The following is a 19,867-nucleotide window of genomic DNA, read 5'->3' as shown; positions in this document are numbered from 1 at the left end:
AAGCTCCCTGAGCACATCACCTACCCGGACTGTCCCGCGTCGGAATAAGTCCCTGATGATGTGTAGCGCTGGATCAGAGTGGCCTGCGTAGGCGATCGCAAGGCTCGGCGAGAGCGTGATGATCTTCAATCGCCCGGGGAACGCGTCCTCGCGGCCTCTATCGCGATCCGAGATCGTGGTGTCCGCAACCACTTCTATGTGGCTGCCGAAGCGTTTTGCGAGGACGACGGTCAACCAAACCCCCCTTGTTGTCTTCGAAGCGCAGACCGGCTGAGCTGCCTTTCGGACCCCTCTGAAGTGGACAGCTATAATCACGGCCGAGCGGCAGCGAGGAAGGGGGGCGGGCCAACTTCTCAAGCCGACGCCGAAAGGCAGGGTGTGCAGAAGTTCCGCTTTCCGACAGTGCCTCAATTCCGCTGTCGGCGTATTCGCGATCTAAGCCGGCGACTGCGGTTGTCTGCCGGGCGCGGACGTAAGACGTGTCGGCTTGAGGGCTCGTTGCGGAACTCGGAGGCGTCCGCTTCTGCGCTATGAGGAAGGCACCCTGGGCGATGGCAAAGTTGGGCTGGCGGCAGGGCATCCGACTTTTAATCGAATGGTCGTGAGTTCGAACCCCGCACGGTGTCGCCGATCGAGGCGGCAAGCCGCGGATGAAACGGCATCCCGGGCTTAGTTCTCCCTCCCGCCCTCCTGCTGGGCGACGCGAACTTGGCGCCCCGGATGCGCTGGCGGCCCTTGGAGACGGTGGCTGAGCGTCGTCGCGGGTGTAGGCAGCAGACTTAGGGTCAGTCGCTCGCGCGGATCCTCGAATTTCCATTTCCCGACCGACGAGCTAGCTTGGCCATATGAGCTGGGGAGGGGACAAGTTGGTCTGGTCCTTTGCGAACATCGACTGGAACGCGACCGCTGCCTGCGGCCAGGTTCTCATGTCCGGCGTCGGGCTGTACGTGGCCTGGACGATCTCGCGCGCCGAGCTTGCCGCTCAACGCACGGTCGCTCGAGAAGAGGCGAGGCGTTACGCGGACATGGTGATCGGGGTTTGCGATCGCGCCGAAGCGGCAATCGCCGACGCTGCTCATGTCCTGAACGACCGAGGAACGGTGATGGCGATGTCTGTCAACATCGTCCCCCAGGTAAGCACAGCGGAACAGGCCGTGGTTCTCAATGAGATCGACATCAATCGAATTCCGTCGGCGCGAGCAGCGTTGGGCTTAGTGCAAATGAGAGCTCTGACGAGCCGCACCGATGCATTGTTCGACACAGCATATGCGGTGCATGCCGACGACGACGAAGACACCGAGGAACTGGAGGAGGTCATAGCTACATGGCGTCGGGATGCGGCTGAAGCCCTGAAAGGTGTCAGGGAAGGCTTCGCCGCTAGCCATTAGGCGACGCGGGCAGCTGCGGGCAGACCATTATAGCGCATCACTGCACCCGAGGGCCCTGGCAAGCCCCCCGCCAGTGTCGCCCATGGGTCGAATCCGTTCGATCGCGACGTTCCGCGACCTCGTGGCGGCCACAGCCGGACCACGATGCATTGCAGGCGCGCGTCGTAGGCGGTCGAATTTCCGCAATGGGGTCGATAGGTTCGCGCAGCGTCCAGGGTTCCTCGGCGGAAACTGCTTGCAAGACGATCCCTCCGCCAAGACCTGAAATGCCACCCCAACGAGCTTCGCAGACGCGGCAGCCGTAGACCGCCACACGCGGGCAGCGACGCCTCCACCGAAGCTCCCACGTCGCGGGCAGATGTGATTGCACGGGTCCCGCACAGAAGAAGTAGGCGCGCCTCACGGCGCGCCCTCCCCGCCCAGTTGCAACTGATGCAGGAAATCCGCCGCACGTTGTGCATGCGCCGCCGCGCTGAAGATGAAGCGCTTATCGCCCTTCAGCACGTCGAGCCAGGAGGCCAGATAGGCCGCATGGTCTTCGCGGGGCGTCAGCTCAAGGGCAAGATCGGCGCATAGGAAAGCCGCCCCGAGCTCGGCCACCAGCTCTTCGCGCGCATAGCCCTCGTCACCCCAGCGCTTACGGCCGAAGTCGCGGTCGAGGCGGGTCGGATGCCGCGTCCAATGCGTGCACTCGTGAGCCAGCGTCGCGTAGTAGCCTTCAGGATCAGCAAAGCACTCGAACGGCGGGACCTGCACGTAGTCGGGATGCATCGCGTAGTAAGCCTGATGGCCGCCATGGCGGATGTCGGTGCGTAGATTGGCGAAGAACGCCTCGGCGTTTTCGATGCGCTGGCGCGGCTCCAGCTGCGGCGCAGTCGTGGCCGAGAACTGCGCCGGCAGGCCCTCGATCTGATCGACGTTGAAGACGCTGTAGGCCTTCAGGAACGGGATCTGCCGCTCGACATCCTCGCCGTCAGCGCCAGCCTCACTGCGCACGATGCTGTTGGCGTAGACCACGGTCGTGCCGTGCTCGCCCTTGCGCACGCAGCCGCCAAGTTCGAGCGCCTGGCGGAAAGTCATCCAGATTGGCGCGGCGTATCCGCTGGCGTAGGCCTGCGCCCAGAGCAGCAAGACGTTGACGCCATTGTAGGGCTGACGGTTGTGTCGCAGCGGCCGGCAGATCGATCCGGCCAGGTGCTCGGTCGACCAGGGCTTGGTCCAGGGGCGGACCCCAGCTTCGAGGTCGGCGATGATCGCGTTGGTGACGCGGGCGTAGAGATCGGGGCGAGTTTCTTCGGTAGGGCGCGCCATGGCGGCCTCCTGTCGAATGAAGTTGTGGGGGAGCGGCGCCCCGCCGCCTGGCGGGGCGCGTTGGGCCTTAGTCGGCGCGGCTGCGCGACCAGATCAGGCTGTGGCCGGCGTCAGCCTCCACCAGGGAGGCGAAGATCGGGGCCGCGAAACTCGGGTCGTCGAGCTTGATCGCGAGGTAGGGACGCTCTTCCCGCGATGTCTTCTGCCAGGCCGCGCCGATTTCGGTCTGGCCACTGAAGATCCTGAAGTCCGGGCCCTTGCCGCTGACGTTCCCCGTCGGGCGGAGCTCAGCGGATTTGACGTTCAAGGTGAGGGTGCTGATCGAGCCTTGGTATGAGCCGTCGGCTTGTTTCTGGAAGGTGCCGATGGTGGCCATGGGATGTCTCCGTTTCCTGCTCGGGTCCGCGCCGATCGCGGCCTCGATGGCGACCTGGAGAGCCGGGGGCCATGGCCGGGCGCATCCGCAGGGCCGCAGCGTCAGCGAAGGACGGCGAGGCGGCGGGGTCTTTGCCTCGCGAGGAATGCGCGCACGCGCAGGGGAAAGACGCCGACGCCGCCGTTGCGACCGGCCGAGGGGCGAAGCCAAATCCCCGGCCAGGTCATAGCCAGAGGCCGCTTCGGAGGAGGGTCGGAAGGTATCGGAGCTCTCCCCGCCTCCATCGCCCCCAATCAAGCCGTCGCTACTCCACAGACGCCTCGCGTTCCGCCTGTTCGGCAGATCAGCCGATCTGCCGCAAAGCGCCGGCATCAACACCGACTTCGGTCACAACGCCGCGGCCGATCAGGCCCGGATGCATTCGGAGGCCGTCGCCCGCGACTCCGTCGTGATCGATTTCTCGGACTACTTCCTTGAACCGTCCCAGTCCGCCGAGCAGGTCGAACTTCTGCTGCTCAAGCAATTGATCCTGGGGATGCCGACGACCTGCCAACCCCGACAATCCTGGGACCATCAACCCACTCTAGCCAGTCACATACCCGCGTTATTCTTGCCTTGACCACTAGCTGGGCTGAGCTTCTCATTCGTTGGGAGCCGCATACCATCTGAACATAGGGAAGCCCTCATGCCTCAGGACACGACTATCACCGGAAGCTACAAGATCGACCCCGCCGCCCCATTACTCGTTTTAGACATGGTCCAGTATGGATTTACTGAGGGGAGCGAGGTCACCTTCAATCTCATGGGCGACTCCAAGATGGCCAACGACCCAGAGAACCTTCCTTACTACGAGGACGTGAACCGGACGGCGGTGTTGTTCTACAACGGGGCGGAGGTTCCGTGGGGACAGTCAATCACGCTGGATCAAGGTCTCACGCTGGAAGTCAGGAACTATGACGGCCCGAATTGGCCCGATCCGGTCTGGTTTGCCGACAACAGCGATCCCGATGGCGACTATATGGTGTCATTCTCCGGCGCGGCATCGGACTTGATCAAGCTAACCACCGACTTCAACGGTGACGGCAAGATCGGCCGGAATGAGCATTTCGAAGGCACACTCGAGCAACTCGAAGCCAAGCTCGGGCAGGTCATGGACCTGCATCACGAGGTGGCGGCAGCGCGAGCCGAACTGCTCGAAACAATGCAAGGATATGGAGACGCGATGACCTCACGAGTGGGGCAGTTTGTCCTCGTGCAGACTGCAAACTACGGCCAGCTTGCTGTAGAGCTACTGACGGCGGGTCTCGCCAAGGCGATCAAGCATGTCGCCAAGGACGTCGCTGATATCGCGGGCTTCGCGACTGAAGTTGCAAATTTTTACCAAGCTACCAACTCGGACGGTAGCGTTGGCGACAAGCTGCTCGCCACGCTCAGCTTCGCCCTCAAGCAGTCCAAGATTTTCGAACTGCCCCACCAGGTTCCGATCGTCGGTGTAGCTATCGATATCGGCCTCGAAGGGAAGGGCTTTGTCGCCGACATGGGCGATTTACGCAGGCTCACTGAAGCTGCCGACTCTCGTGATGACAAATACGAGTTACAGCAGGAGCGCCTCATGGACGCGATTTCCGACATCAACGGTGCGCTCTCAGCTAACCCGGTGCCCCTGACTACGGGTGCGGAAGGTTGGATCGTCTGATCAGACGCGGCCACGAAGACGATCGTCAATGCAGCGAACGCCCTGCGCATCACCGTGCATGATTGCGTTGTGGTCGCTCGCGAGGGGCGAGGTACAGGAGGTGATCTAAGCCCTGGCCTTTAGCGCACCGGCCTCATCAGCGACAACGCCCAGGAGGTGCTGGGCCCGACGGGCCTGGCCGGAACCGACCACGGGCAGAAGATCGTCCAAACGTAACCCGAACTGGACTAGAGACGAGCTCATCCTCGCGCTCGACCTCAATCCGACAGCGCCTCGGTGCAATAGGCCAATGCCTTGGACATCCGCCATTCCACCGTCTTGATGGGAATATTCATTTCCACCGCGATCATTGAGTAGCTCATGCCCCTGAAACGGCTCAGGACGAAAACGTCGCGGTACGTCGGCGGCATCTGCAGGATCAATTGCTTGAGCAGTAGGAGCTCGACCTGCTCGGCGGACTGGAACGGTTCAAGGAAGTAGTCGGAGAAGTCGATCACGACAGAGTCGCGAGCGACGGCATCCGAGTGCCTCTGGGCCTGATCGGCCGCGGCGTTGTGGGCAATGCGAAGCAGCAGCGCCTTGGGATGCCGGATGACCGCGCCAGCCTCGCCATACCTCGCCGCCCGCAGGAACGCCTCCTGCGCGAGATCTTCTGCCTGATCGCCGTAGCGCCGGCGAAGCGCGCGCGCGAGCCAGGCGCCGTAAGTGCGAAAGAGGCCGGCGATCCGGCCCTCCTTGCGGGCATTGCGCGATGCTGAAGAAGTGGTCGACAGCTGGCTTGAGGCGAGCGCGCCTTGCGGATCGCCACGATGGGGCGCGGCCAGCCGCCGTCGCTTGGAGGAGAGCTTCTCCATGGTCCTTCCCTGCTTCTAGCCGCGCAGCCCGAGAAGCCGGGCGGTTCGATACGTGCGAAGCAAGTAAGCACGCCCCACCTATTCCCACGCCGACCTGCAGGATCGGCTGATGTGGTTTTGTATTCGGTGGGCCGCCCGACAAGCGGGGTCGCTTCGACACGTCTTGCGCGGGGATCGCCGGTATCGAGCCGTCGATTCCAGATTCAACTTCTCATAGGTTTCGCGGGCGCGCCAGACCCTCATGAAGGGTGTGCAGTCAATGGAAACGAACGTGCGCCGCCGTAGAGGTGCCCTTCGAATCTCAACGCTGTTCGCGCGGCTTTCCACCGCCCGACAGCTCGGTTCGAATGATCCGCCCAGAGGCCTTTACCCCAGCTTGACCCTGAATGTCTTGAGAACGGCTTCCAGGGTCAAAAACCCTAGAAGAAGTGGCGCGCCCGGCACTACAATCTCTACGCCTACGCAGACGAGAAGCGCGATGCGCTGCTGAAGTGGAGCCGACGCCTCACGGCCATCACCAGCGTATCTCACCGCTGGCGGATCCCGCGCCGTGGATATGCGACCGCCACGAAAGACCATCGGAACATTTCCGGCCGGGTCCGCCGTCCGTTTGCGCCCTGCCGCACCAGCGATGGTGGTCGGAGAAGGCGTCTTCACGACACTCTCGGCGATGGAGGAGTTCGGGATGCCTGGCTGGGCCCTGCTCTCTACCAGCAACATGCGCCATTGGACGCCGCCGGTTGGCGTCAATCGGGTGGTGATCGCCGCCGATCGAGGTACCGGTGGAGAAGCTGCGGCGGAATTCCTTCGCAGGCAATTCGAGGCACGAGACGTGGCGGCGGCCGTGATGATGCCACTTGAACCGTTCGGCGACTGGAACGAAGCCGCTCAGGCTTCACGGCGCTAGGCCCCAGCCTCCACCGCTTGGCGCACCCTCCTCCCTTTGGACGAGGCGAGTCGCCGACGCTTATGAAATCATCTACTTATGTAGTTATGTTTTGCTTTTTGGACATTCCTCCCACGAGGGGATCTCGTTGACTGCACCTCAGCCGTTCTGACCGTGGAGTGATGCGTGGGTCGGGTCGGCTTGATCCAATCGGCGCGCCTGGTGCGGAAATCAAAGACCGCTCTCGAGAGAGGACGGCGGCCATGGTTGAGATTCCGGCGAAATGAGGCGATGACAATCTAAACGATTGAAATAGCCTCTAACGGCACTCGCGCGAGAATAGCATATTTACAGCTAAAATACGCGGGTATGTCGCGAATAGCATTCGTCTCTTTTTGAACTTTCCTTATCTGCCGGCGTTTCGCAGGCCATTTGAACTCGAAGAATATTTATGATTTCCAATTCTAAGCTTAGTGCGGGCGGCGAGATGCTAGTGATCCGTGGCGCGCCAGTCGACCGGACCTGCCAGATCGACGTGCGAGACGGCTACGATCCGCCGCGCTTCGTAATTAACGGCACCGCCAGCTTCCTGCACTTTCTTCCGGAACTGGAATCGCGCGCGCGGCAACTGTGGCTCGTTTCTGGCGACTGGCCCAAGACACTGCCGGTAAGGCGCGTCCCAATAATCAACTACATGGCCGACCCCGACATTTACGGGCCGGTGCTGCGCAAGGCCGACAGCCTCGTCCAGCGGGTGGGCAAGCCAGCGTTCAACGCTCCAGCTGCTGTGCTGCGCACGGGGCGCGACCAGGTGTCGGCCGGCCTGGCGGGCCTGCCGGGAGTGCGCATGCCGCGGACGATCCGCACGCCCGCGCCCGATCGGGCGAGCTTGATCGAGACGATCGCGCGCGAGGGCCTGGCCTTCCCGCTGCTGATCCGCCCAGCCGGAGCCCATGGCGGCATAGGCATGATCAAGGTGGACCGCCCCGAGGATCTGGCGACGGCGAAGATCAGGCTCGACGACGGGCCGCTCTACATCACCGAGTTCATCGACTTCGCCGACGCCGATGGCTTCTACCGCAAGGCGCGGCTAGTGGTGGTTGGCCAGGAGGTTTTCCTGCGCCATCTACTCATCGGCGAAGGCTGGCTGCTGCACGCCGATCGGCGCGCGCCCAATACGCAGGACGAGGAACGGGCCTTCCTGGCCGCCTTCGCCGAGGTGACCCGCCCCGCCATCCTGCCCGCCGTCACTGCAATCGCCGAGGCCCTGGCGCTGGACTATTTCGGGATCGACTGCTCGATCCGTCCGGACGGGAGCCTGCTGGTTTTTGAGGCCAACGCCTGCATGAACGTCCTGCACAACAGCGCGCGTTCGCCGAACATGTGGGACGCGCCGATCGCCGCGATCATCGAATCCCTACAGGGCCTGCTGGCCGACCCTACCCGGTGGCGCGGCCAACCCGCGGCGGCCGCGGCATGAACCTGGAGTACGGCGAGATCTTCGAGGTGCGCGGCGCGCCCTATCACCGCGCCATGATCCGCCATCCGCAAGCGCGGCGGCGCGAGTTCGAGCAGCTCTTCGCCCGCCGCCCCTTGGGCGCGGGCGAGACGATCCTCGACCTACCGGCGGGCGGCGGCTACCTGCGGGATGTGGTCCCAGACAGCTGCGCGATCGAAGGCTACGAGCTAACCGCTGGTTTCAGCGGGCAGGAGACGGTGCTGGACCCGGCAGAGCCCTGGGCGCTGGGCCAGTTCGACCGCGTGGTCTGCCTGGCGGCGCTGCATCACATCGAGGATAAAGCGGGCTTCCTTGGCAAGTTGGCCTCACACACCGCGCCTGGCGGAACGCTGCATGTCGCGGACGTGGACAAGGGCTCGCCGATCGCCGCCTTCCTCGACGGCTTCGTCGGCCGCTTCAACGGCACCGGGCACGAGGGCGCCTATCTCGACCGGCCGACTTTCGAGCAGGTCGAGGGCGCGCGGCTCGTCCTCTACGAGGAGCGTGCCTGCCCCTGGGTCTTCGGTTCGGAGGCGGCGATGCTCGACTTCTGCACCGACCTCTTTGGCCTGCAGGCGTGCCCGGCCGAAGAATTGTTGGCGGCGCTGGAGCAGCATGTCGGGATCCGCCGCCAAGCGGACAGCGTGACCCTAGACTGGCGGCTGACCTATGTGGATCTCCAGCCGGTCGGTGACTAGAAGGAGGTAGCTCTCCCGTCGTTAGATTTTGCACCTGCCGAGATCGCGCAAGGCGCGCCGAGCTCGCGTTTTGATGCGCCGCCCGGCGCGCCTTCCGGGGTTGCACCGCAACTATGTGGGCTTGATCGAGCGCGGCGAACGAAACGCGAGCGTGAAGACTGCATACCACCTGGCGCGCGCACTGGGCGTCCGCGTTGATGAACTCTTCCGGGTAGTCGGAGACTAACCGGCTGACCGGCTCAATGTCCGCCTCGGGCTCCTAGCGGAAGTTGAGAACGTCCGCCTCTTGGCGCTGGCTCGCGCACGCTGTGGGCCAGCTAGTCCGTCCACCGGGCTCGGAGACGGAAGGCCATATCACATCCAGTCGCGCCAGGGAGATCGTCGGATTGCTCGGGCTCGGCTGCGACCTCACGACGCAAGGATAGCCACCAAAGCTCTCGGTTGCGGCCGCTGACCGCTTGAATGGGGATTGCAGCAACCAACGATATCTAGGAATAACGAAGGTCACCAATGCAGGAGATCAATGTCCAGTGGCGCTACGCTCGCTTTCAGATTTAGATCCCAACGAATTTGAGAACCTCACGTATGACCTAGTTCAGGCAGCCGGTTTGCGTAATCTTGTTTGGAGGACGCCTGGCGCAGACGGCGGGAGAGATATTGAGGGCGAGTACCATTACGTCGATTTCAGTGGCGCTCGTTGCATTCAAAAGTGGCATGTTGAATGCAAGAGATACACAAATGCCATTGATTGGCCTACGGTTTGGCAAAAAATCGCCCACGCCGATAGCCTTCGGGCTGACGTCTTACTACTGGTGACAAACAACAACCCATCACCTGCATGCGAAACGCACATCGCGCAATGGAACGCACAGAGGCGGGATTTAAAAGTCCGAGTTTGGCGCGGATACGAACTTTCCGAAATCTTAGGGGCATATCCTGCAGTCGCCCTGAAATTTGGCCTACTAGACGCAAAGCTACCGATTGACCCGAAGTTCTCCGGTCTCATTGCCGAGATAATGAAAGCCGCCCAGGCCAGCTATGCGACGCTGGAGTTTGGGCAAGATCCTCGCAGAAGCGTGGAGATGGCCGCCGCCCTAGCCGAGTTAACTTCGGCGCGAATGGCAGAGATCGATAACTACGGCAGAATCGTACACTCTCAAGATTCAACGGCCCCGCCGGACTATGATTGGGTCAAATGGCAAGGGCCAGCGGCGGGATGGGACTCCGTCGGCCTGCGAGCCATCCTAACAACACTTAGGCACTATTTGACAGCCAGTGAATTGACTGTCGCTGGCGAGGATACAAGAGCCGTATTGACCTCAACTGGACACAAACTGCCCGCAACCGAGACCACCCATCGCCATTTGAGCGAGATTGCGTTTTGGTCGAATATCGAGATCGAGTCTTTTGATGTCACCGGCGGCCTCGACGCTGGCGACATGCACGCGACCGTTACCATTCGGAAGATCAAATGACCGCTGATCTACAAGACATCTCCGGGTCTATTGTTCAGATAGTGGACCACTCGGAGGGGCTCGACCTCACGCTCTTGGCAAATTTCGTTCACCAAGTCGTCAATCCACTGAATGGCGTCGCGGGCACGTTAGATAACCTCGCCAATGGTCTCATCCAGGGCGACGGTCGGCGCGAGCAGCGGCTGACCGCAGCTCGCGCCCAAATCGAACAATGCATCACCTTGATGCGAAACTTGGCCTTCCTCGCGCAAGGAAGCGGCGGCGTCGCAGATGATGACCGAAGGAAGGTCGTCCTCCCGCAGGTGATTATTGAGTCAGCCATGTTCTACCAAGAGGACGGAAAGGCGAAGCAAATTGAGATATCGCTCGACGATCCAAAAACGCAAAATCGCGTGTCGGGGCACCCCGAATTAATACGTCAAGTTCTTATGAACATATTCGACAACTGCGTAAAATACGGCCAACGGAACACGAAGATCTCAGTGAACCAGTGGATTCAAGCTGACACGGGAATGGCCCTCATCAAAATTCATGGGACCTCTGCCGTGCCGCTTCCGCCTTCCGAAATGACCAGGGTTTTCGATCTCGGGTTTCGGGGAAGCAATGCGCGTAAGGTAGTTGCCTCTGGCACCGGCCTTGGACTCTACATATGCCGCCAGATTGTGGAGACGATACACGGCGGAAGGCTTATGATTCAGGGTGAAGGAAGGGACGGCATCACATTCACCATCAAAATTCCAGGCGGAGAGGCTGCCTGAATGGCCAAGACAACAGATCCTGATACAGTCGTCATCGTAGACGATGAACTACAAAATGTACTTTGGATGGTCGATTACTTCGACGCAAAGGGGATTCTCGTGACCTTGGCGTCAAATGTGAATGAAGGTGTTGATAGAATTAATGAGGCGATCTATCGAGCCTTGGTAATTGATTTGAATATACCGGTACTTGAGCCGTATGAAGAGGCGCTTGCTTTAGCGGGAACCGCCTATGTGAAATTTCCCGGCCTATTCTTGGCGAAACACGCACGAAACCGTGGATATCGCGACAGGCAGGTAATAATTTACTCAGTTCACCGGGACGCTGAAGTCGTTGAGGAAGCAAAACGGCTGGGATGTACGTACATCATAAAGGGACGGCCTCGAGAGATAAAAGCTGAACTAGAGGCGGTGCTTTCATATGACCCAACGACGGACGATGGTGGGCAGCCAAAGTAGGACAGCCACGCCCCTTCCGCTGCCAATTATTCATAGCACCCGCACTTAGGGTTGCGCCGGGCGTAATAGATGGCTTGGGAGTTACTCAGGCGACGTTGCCAGTGTCTGTCTTCGGGCCCCGATCAGATGTCTGCAATTGGCGCATACGCGGCAAATGCCAGGCCATCTCGCATCGGCGGAGTACCGAAACTCTGAGGCGTCGGCGCGGGGTGGGTTGCGGAAATGTGGACGGGCGATCCTGGGCCGCGACACTAGCGTGGCCACAAGGCTCTCGGGTCGCTTAGTGTTGAGCCCATCTGACATCGACGCGAGGCTGATCGGCGTGACGCAGGATACAAGGCTCCACTACGACGCTGCGTTAGCCCTTCCCGACCACGACAAATTCGGATTCCAGGCGCTCGCCGATCAATTGCGGCAGAACATTCTCCCGCTTCTTGCGGGGGATCGCGCCAGTGGCGGCTTCACCTTGGGACTTGAAGGGCGTTGGGGCAGCGGCAAGTCGACGATCTTGAATTACCTGCGCCTGTCCCTGAAGGCGGCGTTGAATCCCAATACACAGTTCGTGCTCGACTTCGATCCGTGGTGGCTGGAAGAAGACGCTAACATCGTCTCGGCATTGCTTAGCGCAGTCCTGGACGCCATGCCGAAAGACGAGGCTGATGTGGCGGCGTCGATTGTCGGCAAGCTTGCAAGCGCCGCCGGAAAGCTGCCCGAGGGTCTCGACGTTCTCCTGAGCCTCTCTAAAAAGACCGAGGGTGTCGGGGAGATCGTCAAAGCTGCGCGCGAAGCAGGCGGTGATCTAGGCAAAATATTGAACGCCTCGAAACCAGCCCGGAAGCTCCGCGATGTGGTGGCGGAGGCATTTGCAGCGAAAGGCTTCAGCTTTGTCGTCCTGATCGACGACCTGGACCGCCTGGCACCCGAGCAGGCCGTGCGCGTCATGAGCGCAATCAAGTCGATCGCGGATCTTCCAGGTTTCGTCTACGTGCTGGCTTACGATCCAGTCGCGCTGGGCAACATCCTCGCCAGCTTCAAGCCCGCATTGGACACGGACTATTTTGAGAAGATCATCAACGTATCTGTGCCAGTGCCGCCGCTTACGTCATCGCAGACCCTCAGCTTCCTCGCCGACCTCTTAAGCCCGGTGCTTCGAGACGCCGTACTTGAAGCGCCAGTTCACAAGGCCGCACTGCTGCGAATGCTGGACGCGCCGCGCGACGCCGTCCGACTGGCCAATGCCGTCAACTTCTGGATTGGCGGAAAGACCGCCGAACTCTTTCTTCCCGACTTCCTCTTGCTTGAAGCGATAAGGCTGTCGAGACCCTCGGCCTATGCTGGGATCCTCGCCACGAGCGACATTTGGCTCAATACGGAGAGCCTGGATTTCCTAAGCCGCGTACTTGGAAGCACCGACGCGCGGAAGGACGCCGTTCGTAAGGACGCGGCCGCCAGGGTGACGTCCGCCCTCCAATTGCATGACGCACCGCGGGACCATGCCATCCGCGCCTGCCTCAGCGCACTATTTCCGAAAGCTGCGAGCTATCTTGGCGAGGCCGCCGGGTTCGGCGAACACACAACCGATACGCAACCGCCTACGCGCGCGATCTCTGACAGCGGGCATTTCTTCACCTACTTCCTGCACCGCCCGCTTCCCGGGGCGCCGTCTCGTAGCGAAGTCGACGCGCTGATCTCCGAGACGAGCGCCAGTCAGTCCCGTCGCGAGCTCGTCGCTGAAATATCGAGGCGGCCGGCAGGCGACGTCACGCCCTTACATCACTTGGTGGCATTGCTCGATGCCGAACGCGATCACGGCAACATCAAGCCATCAGTCGTTTTTGAGCTCGTCCAGGCGTTCATCGCGCCCACGACGTTCCGTCGTCCGGCACCGATCGGAGAGAGGGTCGATCAGCAGGCTGTCAGAGGCTTTGCGTACCGCTCATTGGTGCACCTCTCGAAGCTGAGCGACGAGCAGGTCGCCGCGCTTACGGCCGATGAGCTCGACCTTGAAGTGTTGGGTCACCTGCTCATCTTGATAACGTCCGGGACCGCCCACTTCCTGCTCAAAGGGCCCCGCGAACACCGCAAGATCGAGGCAAGCGACGTCGCCTTGGCGACAGCCACGAAGGCCGTTGTGGACAGGGTCCTCGCGGCAATCGCGGACAATAGCATCTTTGCGGTCGCCACGGCTCCGCACCTGCTGTTCATGGCTCAGCGCTTCGGTTCCGAGGCGTTCGCCGCCACGATCAACCCGGTCTTTGAGGACGACGGTCGGCTCGTAGCTCTGGTCGACTGCTATTCTGGCTACATGAACGCGATGGAGGCCATCAGTTCCTTCGCGGGCAGGGACGAAGCGGACATGACCGAACGGGTCCGGGCAGCTTTCCAAGCCGTCGGCCGGCCGATGATCGAATTCTCAAACTGGTGAGATTGAAATTTTCGTCGGTTGTGAGGGCGATACCATGACAAGGCCGCGGAAGGCGGACAGCGCCGATGTCCGCGAAGGTGCGGGCCCAGTCGATCACAACGTTCCTACTAGTAGCGGACCAGCAGATGAGTCCGCTTTCAGCCTCGCCGCCAATTTCCGCAAGTGGCGCATTCGCGACTTCGGCGACGTGTCCGTTTCCGCCAGGTGCTGTTTCAGGAGCGTCTGGAATGGTGGGAAGCGGCCGACCTCGTGATAGCGTCACCATGTAAGGTTGCCGAAGGCGCAGCTTTGATCGAGGGGGATTTGGGACGTGGCGGTCGTAAGCGCCGGTGTGATTGGCGGTCTCGTCGCTAGTCTAGTTCTGAGCTTTGTTGCGGGGTCCGATGGACGCTTGCCCAAAGTGCTGCTCCCGCTCGGAGTGGCGTTGGCCTCCTTGGGGACGTCAGCCTTCTTCTTCTATGTGTATCTCTTCGTTGGCTCGACCCGGCCGGACGCTGAGCTTCAAATGCGGTATTGCCTCGGCTTGGCCATCGCGTTCCTGGTTGCTTCGATAGTCGTTTCCGCCTGTTCCCTTTGGGCCGCCAGAGAGCGCTAAGGGGCTCAAAAGCGCGTTGAGTATGACGAAACCTCTTGTGCCGTCGGCAATCTGTTTACTCGCTCTCTTGGCTTGCAACTCTCCCGCCTCGATCGATCGCGTCGGTCTATGCGTGCAGTATGAAGGACCTGCCCCCCACATCAGCACTGCAATCGTCGTGCTGCCGTCGAATAAGCCCAAGTGGGATCGCGACATTTCAAAGGACATCGTCGGGCTGCAGGTCCCAGCGCCAATCACCTATTGGCCGGGGACGTGGATCCCAACCATGATCGAACGCGAGCGCAGTGGATGGTGGAAGCCCGCGGCGAGCACAGAGGCGATCACGGTGAAGGTGGGCAGCGAGCATTATTTCAACTGCGATCAACTGAACCGTCCTGCACCGTGAAGTTAGATTGCCGCGGTCGTGAAGCGTAAAGGTCCGCAACGGGTCGAAGCCGGCCGGGGGGCGGGTTCTGATAAGCGGACATCGACCCGAGTCCGCAATCCGCTACCGCTGGTGAAGATCATGTGGGGCTGGAAGGAGGCGTAAGGATCTGGGGCTACCCGATGCCTTGCGGCTTGGCCTCGACGGCCTTTTCCCGGATCGACCGCGGTCATGCGTGCTAAGCGCCCAGGGGAGCCTTCAGCATATTGGTCGCCCTCTTCATGCAGGCGTAGGCATTGTCGTGATAAGCGGCAGCAGACATGAGCCTTCCGTGAGACCACATGAAGACCTTTCCGGCACGGGCTTTTCTGCTCGCGGACGTCGAATAGACCCCGCATATGAACGGCGGTAGCTCAGGCTCGGTCACCAAAATCGCTTCAGCGATCCTCACGCGCGCGCCTTCCTCGCTCGCTAGGGCCTTCTCAATCTGGCGCACCTCCTCGCGCGGCAATTGGGCGGTTAATTTCGGTGCGCATGCGGTCAAAGCCGACAGCACACAGAGGGTCACAAGGCGCATCACAGCTCGATCAAATCTGCTCGGAGTTGGTTGAGACTCCGCCAATGGGCCATGGATGTCGAGGGGACTCGCGTAAGACGCTGCGGTGGCGAAATCGCAACAGGGCGGAACGGACCGAGGCTCACCTTCCATTTGGGGAAACGTCCAGAGTCCGAATTTCGGCTCACGACCAATGACCTAAGCCGGCTACTTGCTCACTTCTGCCAGATGCAGTCGAAGGGGCCTGGAAAGGGTCAGTGGACGTTGTGTTTTGAGCGCACAGAAGCGAAGCTTTGCCATGACTGCGCACACGTTTCGGTTCACGCCACGCTGGAAGGAAGAACTGGTCGTGGCCGGCCCGGGCGGCTCCTTCATCCTTGCGCTGCCCATGGGCGTCCTCACTGCGTGCCTTCCGACAGAACAAGCCTGGCCGACCGTCGCACCTGCCTGGGCTATTGATTTGTGGCCAGTGCTCAAACCGGAACTCGAACGGTGGTGTGCGGCTAATGGTGCCGGGCTAGAGATCGACCCAACTGCTACGGTCAGTCCGCTCTACGAGACATCGTCCGGCTCATCAGTTCTCCCGATCCACTTAGCTGGATGGTTCGCGGCCATATTGCTGCTCTTAGCTGCCGGCTGGCTCCTTCTTGGATTCAAGGTCGGCTAAGCGTCGGATCGGGTCGACCGCGACGTTTTTGAATGCGGACCAAAGTTCCGCTCTTCGGTCTGCGGCCCATGTCTGGAAATGGCGCATTCGCGACCAACACCAGGCGATCTAGCATCGGCCGAGATTCGGACCTCTGAAGCGTCTGCGCGGGGTGGCTAGCGGACCTAGCCTCCACTACGAACCCTAGCTTCGTCAGGCTCAATCAGGTGCCGCGCCTCGATGGACGCGCTCGCCCCCGGCGGCGGAACTAGTGATCCGCGCTGGTGGAGCAGCAGTTCCCCACGGCTTGCCCTGCTCATCGACTCCGCCGGTTCTCTCGCAGTAGCCGCCGTCCGCCTTAGATCGGCAGGTGATCTCACGCGGGACATAGATGGCATTAATCGGGCGGAGGCGTGCGAGCCCTGTCCATGCAATCCCAGCCAGCAGCAAAACGCCTAAGATCACCGCGAGCGCGATGGCCCTCTGGTAGCGCCAAACCAACAGGTGCCAGTTCAACGGCCTCATTTCGAACCTCTACCACTGATGCGCTGAGAGTTTCGTATAGCGGACCTCGCGACGGTCTCAGATGTCGGATCCGGTCGAACACGACGTTCCTGCTAGGGGACGTTGGCCTATCGAACTACGTGTAGGGCACGCCAAGGAAACTCGCCGCTCGCGCCCGCGAACAGCAGGTTACCTCGTGAAATGGAGCTCAATCGAACGAGGCCGCTACAGTAATCGCCCTCTGAGCAGGCCTGCTCCAGTCCGCCGCTATCATCGCAGACGATGGTAGCTATCCCACCATCCTGCGTGGCTCGGTCACATAGTTCTCTCAGGGCGTCGAAGGCGCAAGCCTCGGGTTCGTAGAGGTCGTCCTGCTGCACAATGGGGCCACCCTCGGTCCAGTCGACATACTCCGACAACAGGCATGAGCACTCCAATGGCTTCACTCCCTCGGCCTTCCGACCCAAGTAGTAGACGAACTCGCGCCGCCTAAGCGGCGGTGGCGTCCATGCAGCCTCTTCTACGCCAAGCTGGCCCGGCCCGGAGGACGGGATCGAGAGCGGGCGCGACGTTCCGAGATAGACACTGAGGCACATGCCAGCAGACTACATGAGCGAACGCGTGGGGGAATGTACTCGACAGAATGTCGTTTCCGCCCCGCACAAGCAGGCCTGCTCAAGGTCGTCTAAGGGTCGGAAGCGGTCGAGCCTGAAGTTCCCACGAGCAAACCTCATCTAGTGTCCGCTTCTTGGCTGTGACCCAACTTCCGCTGATGGCGCATTCGCGACCAACGCCAAGCGACTTGGCATTGACCGAGATTTGGACCCCAGAAGCGTCTGACCAGGGTGGGTAGCAGACCACATCGGGAAGCCTCTTGCCGGTCTTAGGCGTCGCCCATTACAGCTTATGGCGATGAGCGCGATGCCGAAGCCCGCGGGAAGACGAGACTACTGGTACGCTTTTGCGGCGACAGTCGGTTTCATGTTGGTTTGGGGTATGACGCCGGTCGGCGACGTCGTTACTCGACTAGTCGCCTCAATTGATGCTCGTCTCGTAGACTGGGCTTGGCCCCTGGTGGGCCTGACGTTTTTCTGGCTGTGCCGTCTGGGTCTGTTCTTGATCCGCAGAAGGCTCCCGCCAGCAGAGGGTAACATCCGCTGAGGGGCGGATCCGGTCGATTACGGCGATCTCACCAGCGGACCGCCAGCTAGGTCAGCTTGCCGCTCAGCAGCCTTAGTCTGCAAAGGGCGCGAAAAAGGACCGTGGCGAGGGACGTCTCCGGTGTGCGACGATACCGCAGGGACAGATCATGCGGGGCTGGATGGAGGGGTAAGGATCTGGGGCTACCCGATGCCTTGCGGCTTTGCCTCGACGGCCCTTCCCCGATCGACCGCGGTCCTTATGCAGGCATAGACATTGTCGTGGTAGGCACCGGACATAAGCCTTCCGTGCGACCACATGAATATCTTTCCCGTGCGGGCCCTTCTGCTCGCTGATGTCGAATAGACCCCACAAATGAACGGTGGCAGCTCAGGTTCGGTCACCAAAATCGCATCGTCTATCCTCACGCGCGCGCCCTCCTCGTTCTCGAGAGCCTTCTCGATCTGGCGCACCTCGTCGCGCGGCAAGTTGGCGGTGAGTTTTGGAGCGCATGCAGTCAAAACCGACAGCATGCAGAGGATCGCAAGGCGCATCGTTGCTCGGTCAAACCTGATCTGAGTTGGCTGAGGCTCTTCCAATGGTTCCAAGTTGTCGAGTGGGCCTTGCGTAGGATCGCTGCCGTGGCGAAGTATGGCGCTCAACTTGCGATCTGGGAGAAGTGCCCACGGTCCGCATAGCGGCTTGAGACCAATGTCTCCTCATGGCGCACTCGCGACCTAAGCCGGCGCCGCGCTCATTTCTGCCAAGCGTGGACGCGAGGGGCGTCCACAGATGGATTGCGGACACGACCGTCAGCGCAATATCTTCCTCTCCATGAACCTTATGGCGGCCAGCATCGCTCTACGCGCTTCGAAGGTGCTTCTGTTCGTTGGCGGGGTTCTTCTCGCCTCGGGACTCGCAGGCGGTTCGACCGCGTTTGCCGCCAGTGACGATGCGTGCGCGGCGAGCGCCGCAGCACTGCGGGAGCTTCTGTTGAGTAAGGGTCCCGGTCGCTGGGAGCTTGGATCGGAAATCGATACCTCGCGAATTTCCTATCTCGACGTGCCGTTCATTCGACAGGATTTCGGCAAAGAGGACGCGGGGAACGGCGAACCGAGATGGTTCTTGCCTCAGCCTAACGAGGCTAATCAAGTTCCCGCTCCCATCCCTTCCGCTGAACTAGCGCAAACGTTTCTGACCGGCCACCAGTTGAGTGCGACGACGTGCGAGAGCGTGCGCGAGATCGCTTCCACGGCTGGAGCAGCTATCTCCGCCAAGACATCGCGACCGCACATTCGGAAGAACGGCGTGTTCGATCGCACCTACATCGCACTAACGCGGGCTGCGGTTTCAAGCGATGGCATGGAGGCGCTGATCTACGTTTCGGCGGTGTCGGGATCGCGCGCGGGTCAAGGTTATCTGCTACTTCTCCGACGCGATCTCAAAGGGGGCTGGATTGGATCTTCCCTGCTGGGTGTCTGGATTTCCTAAAGCCGAAGCCGCGCAGGCGCCTAGTTGAAAACGGACCTTCCGAACGTCTCACATGGGTCGAATCCGGTCGATCGCGACGTTCCTGAAAGCGGACCGCTGGCCGAGTCCGGTTTCCGGCCTGGAGCCATGGTCTCCTGGTGGCGCATTCGCGACCTGACCGGTGGAGCATTCCTTCCTAACCGAGGCTCGTCAGGATCATCTCGGTGGGTGGAAGTCGCACGATCCGCGTGGTTGAGATAGGCGACACAATTGAGGTGGGGCGGGTGGACTGGGCGGCTGCTACATTTCTAGATCACGTCCTCCACAGCCTCTGGCTTGATCCGGAGTGCGTGTGCATCAAGTTCGATCTTGGTGCGATCGCCAAACGCCATGCTCCATTCAACGAAGCACTGGTCGCAAGTTGGCAAGCAGTTGCGCCAGGTTCCGACGCCGCAGTCATCGAGTTTGACTTTCGCGCCTCTGGAGGCGCAAAGCGCAAGTTGCTTCGTCGTCTGAACGGGCACGTCATACAGCGACGGGGCGGCTTCAAATTGCGGAGCGCGACCTCGCTGAAATGGCTTCCCGATTATGCGATCGCCTATGAGATCGCCGCCCACGAGTGTGGCGGCGTCCTCATTGGTTGGACCTGGATGCGCTCGCCGCTCAGCGACTAATCGAGTCCGATAGGCGCGGAACCAGTCCGGCGATCAACCGCCAGGTGGCCGTCACAAGGTCCGCTATCCGCTCGCAAGCCTTGGTCTCCTGTTG

At 61.1% G+C, this 19,867-nt stretch carries 20 protein-coding genes; 14 read left to right on the top strand and 6 right to left on the bottom strand.

Features of this window, described 5'->3' with window-relative positions:
* Nucleotides 1-866 precede the first annotated feature (866 nt).
* Nucleotides 867-1,388 carry a hypothetical protein gene (locus tag AC1DQJ_RS10740; RefSeq protein WP_477603032.1) on the top strand — a complete coding sequence of 174 codons (522 nt, stop codon included), beginning with the start codon at nucleotides 867-869 and terminating at the stop codon, nucleotides 1,386-1,388.
* 399 nt (nucleotides 1,389-1,787) lie between these two features.
* Here the strand turns inward: AC1DQJ_RS10740 and AC1DQJ_RS10735 are convergent, their stop codons facing one another.
* The 3 genes from AC1DQJ_RS10735 to AC1DQJ_RS10725 form a co-directional block, all read right to left on the bottom strand.
* The gene (locus AC1DQJ_RS10735; protein ID WP_477603030.1) at nucleotides 1,788-2,699 is read right to left on the bottom strand and encodes an ArdC family protein; all 912 of its coding nucleotides are present in this window, start codon (nucleotides 2,697-2,699) and stop codon (nucleotides 1,788-1,790) included.
* A 67-nt stretch (nucleotides 2,700-2,766) separates the two neighbouring features.
* Nucleotides 2,767-3,075, bottom strand: a complete 309-nt coding sequence (locus AC1DQJ_RS10730) for a DUF736 domain-containing protein (RefSeq protein ID WP_477603028.1) — start codon at nucleotides 3,073-3,075, stop codon at nucleotides 2,767-2,769.
* Nucleotides 3,076-3,418: 343 nt separating this feature from the next.
* The gene (locus AC1DQJ_RS10725) at nucleotides 3,419-3,649 is read right to left on the bottom strand and encodes a hypothetical protein (RefSeq protein WP_477603026.1); all 231 of its coding nucleotides are present in this window, start codon (nucleotides 3,647-3,649) and stop codon (nucleotides 3,419-3,421) included.
* Between the two features lie 111 nt (nucleotides 3,650-3,760).
* Between AC1DQJ_RS10725 and AC1DQJ_RS10720 the strand changes: the two genes are divergently transcribed.
* Nucleotides 3,761-4,771: a hypothetical protein gene (locus AC1DQJ_RS10720; RefSeq protein WP_477603024.1), complete on the top strand. Its 1,011-nt coding sequence runs from the start codon at nucleotides 3,761-3,763 to the stop codon at nucleotides 4,769-4,771.
* Nucleotides 4,772-5,028: 257 nt separating this feature from the next.
* Here the strand turns inward: AC1DQJ_RS10720 and AC1DQJ_RS10715 are convergent, their stop codons facing one another.
* On the bottom strand, nucleotides 5,029-5,625 hold the full coding sequence (locus tag AC1DQJ_RS10715; RefSeq protein ID WP_477603022.1) for an RNA polymerase sigma factor: 597 nt from the start codon (nucleotides 5,623-5,625) through the stop codon (nucleotides 5,029-5,031).
* Between the two features lie 556 nt (nucleotides 5,626-6,181).
* Between AC1DQJ_RS10715 and AC1DQJ_RS10710 the strand changes: the two genes are divergently transcribed.
* The 9 genes from AC1DQJ_RS10710 (at nucleotide 6,182) to AC1DQJ_RS10670 (ending at nucleotide 14,804) form a co-directional block, all read left to right on the top strand.
* Nucleotides 6,182-6,532: a toprim domain-containing protein gene (locus tag AC1DQJ_RS10710; protein WP_477603110.1), complete on the top strand. Its 351-nt coding sequence runs from the start codon at nucleotides 6,182-6,184 to the stop codon at nucleotides 6,530-6,532.
* 430 nt (nucleotides 6,533-6,962) lie between these two features.
* Complete coding sequence (locus AC1DQJ_RS10705) at nucleotides 6,963-7,991, top strand: ATP-grasp domain-containing protein (protein ID WP_477603020.1); 1,029 nt, start codon at nucleotides 6,963-6,965, stop codon at nucleotides 7,989-7,991.
* On the top strand, nucleotides 7,988-8,707 hold the full coding sequence (locus AC1DQJ_RS10700; protein ID WP_477603019.1) for a class I SAM-dependent methyltransferase: 720 nt from the start codon (nucleotides 7,988-7,990) through the stop codon (nucleotides 8,705-8,707). The genes AC1DQJ_RS10705 and AC1DQJ_RS10700 overlap by 4 nt, the downstream gene beginning before the upstream one ends.
* A 73-nt stretch (nucleotides 8,708-8,780) precedes the next feature.
* Entirely contained in the window at nucleotides 8,781-8,933 is a 153-nt protein-coding gene (locus AC1DQJ_RS10695) for a helix-turn-helix transcriptional regulator (RefSeq protein ID WP_477603017.1), read from the top strand.
* Between the two features lie 304 nt (nucleotides 8,934-9,237).
* The gene (locus AC1DQJ_RS10690) at nucleotides 9,238-10,182 is read left to right on the top strand and encodes a restriction endonuclease (protein WP_477603015.1); all 945 of its coding nucleotides are present in this window, start codon (nucleotides 9,238-9,240) and stop codon (nucleotides 10,180-10,182) included.
* Entirely contained in the window at nucleotides 10,179-10,940 is a 762-nt protein-coding gene (locus AC1DQJ_RS10685) for a sensor histidine kinase (RefSeq protein ID WP_477603013.1), read from the top strand. The genes AC1DQJ_RS10690 and AC1DQJ_RS10685 overlap by 4 nt, the downstream gene beginning before the upstream one ends.
* Nucleotides 10,941-11,399 carry a response regulator gene (locus AC1DQJ_RS10680; RefSeq protein WP_477603011.1) on the top strand — a complete coding sequence of 153 codons (459 nt, stop codon included), beginning with the start codon at nucleotides 10,941-10,943 and terminating at the stop codon, nucleotides 11,397-11,399.
* A 286-nt stretch (nucleotides 11,400-11,685) separates the two neighbouring features.
* Nucleotides 11,686-13,824, top strand: coding sequence for a KAP family P-loop NTPase fold protein (locus AC1DQJ_RS10675; RefSeq protein WP_477603009.1), 2,139 nt, complete (start codon nucleotides 11,686-11,688; stop codon nucleotides 13,822-13,824).
* Between the two features lie 617 nt (nucleotides 13,825-14,441).
* Nucleotides 14,442-14,804, top strand: coding sequence for a hypothetical protein (locus AC1DQJ_RS10670; RefSeq protein WP_477603007.1), 363 nt, complete (start codon nucleotides 14,442-14,444; stop codon nucleotides 14,802-14,804).
* 217 nt (nucleotides 14,805-15,021) lie between these two features.
* Here AC1DQJ_RS10670 and AC1DQJ_RS10665 read toward each other — a convergent pair whose 3' ends face one another.
* Entirely contained in the window at nucleotides 15,022-15,360 is a 339-nt protein-coding gene (locus tag AC1DQJ_RS10665) for a hypothetical protein (protein ID WP_477603005.1), read from the bottom strand.
* Nucleotides 15,361-15,637: 277 nt separating this feature from the next.
* Between AC1DQJ_RS10665 and AC1DQJ_RS10660 the strand changes: the two genes are divergently transcribed.
* A complete protein-coding gene (locus AC1DQJ_RS10660; RefSeq protein WP_477603003.1) occupies nucleotides 15,638-16,006 on the top strand; it encodes a hypothetical protein in 369 nt (122 codons plus the stop codon).
* Between the two features lie 1,826 nt (nucleotides 16,007-17,832).
* On the opposite strand, the gene AC1DQJ_RS10655 is transcribed toward AC1DQJ_RS10660, so the two are convergent.
* Entirely contained in the window at nucleotides 17,833-18,183 is a 351-nt protein-coding gene (locus AC1DQJ_RS10655) for a hypothetical protein (protein ID WP_477603001.1), read from the bottom strand.
* 238 nt (nucleotides 18,184-18,421) lie between these two features.
* Between AC1DQJ_RS10655 and AC1DQJ_RS10650 the strand changes: the two genes are divergently transcribed.
* Both AC1DQJ_RS10650 and AC1DQJ_RS10645 read left to right on the top strand, forming a co-directional pair.
* Nucleotides 18,422-19,120, top strand: a complete 699-nt coding sequence (locus AC1DQJ_RS10650) for a hypothetical protein (protein ID WP_477602999.1) — start codon at nucleotides 18,422-18,424, stop codon at nucleotides 19,118-19,120.
* 329 nt (nucleotides 19,121-19,449) lie between these two features.
* Entirely contained in the window at nucleotides 19,450-19,773 is a 324-nt protein-coding gene (locus AC1DQJ_RS10645) for a hypothetical protein (protein WP_477602997.1), read from the top strand.
* The last annotated feature ends 94 nt before the right edge of the window (nucleotides 19,774-19,867 follow it).

The organism is Phenylobacterium sp. P4_E10 (assembly GCF_056401675.1).
Note: the sequence above shows the minus strand (reverse complement) of the source record. Positions and strands in the feature narration are given on the sequence as shown.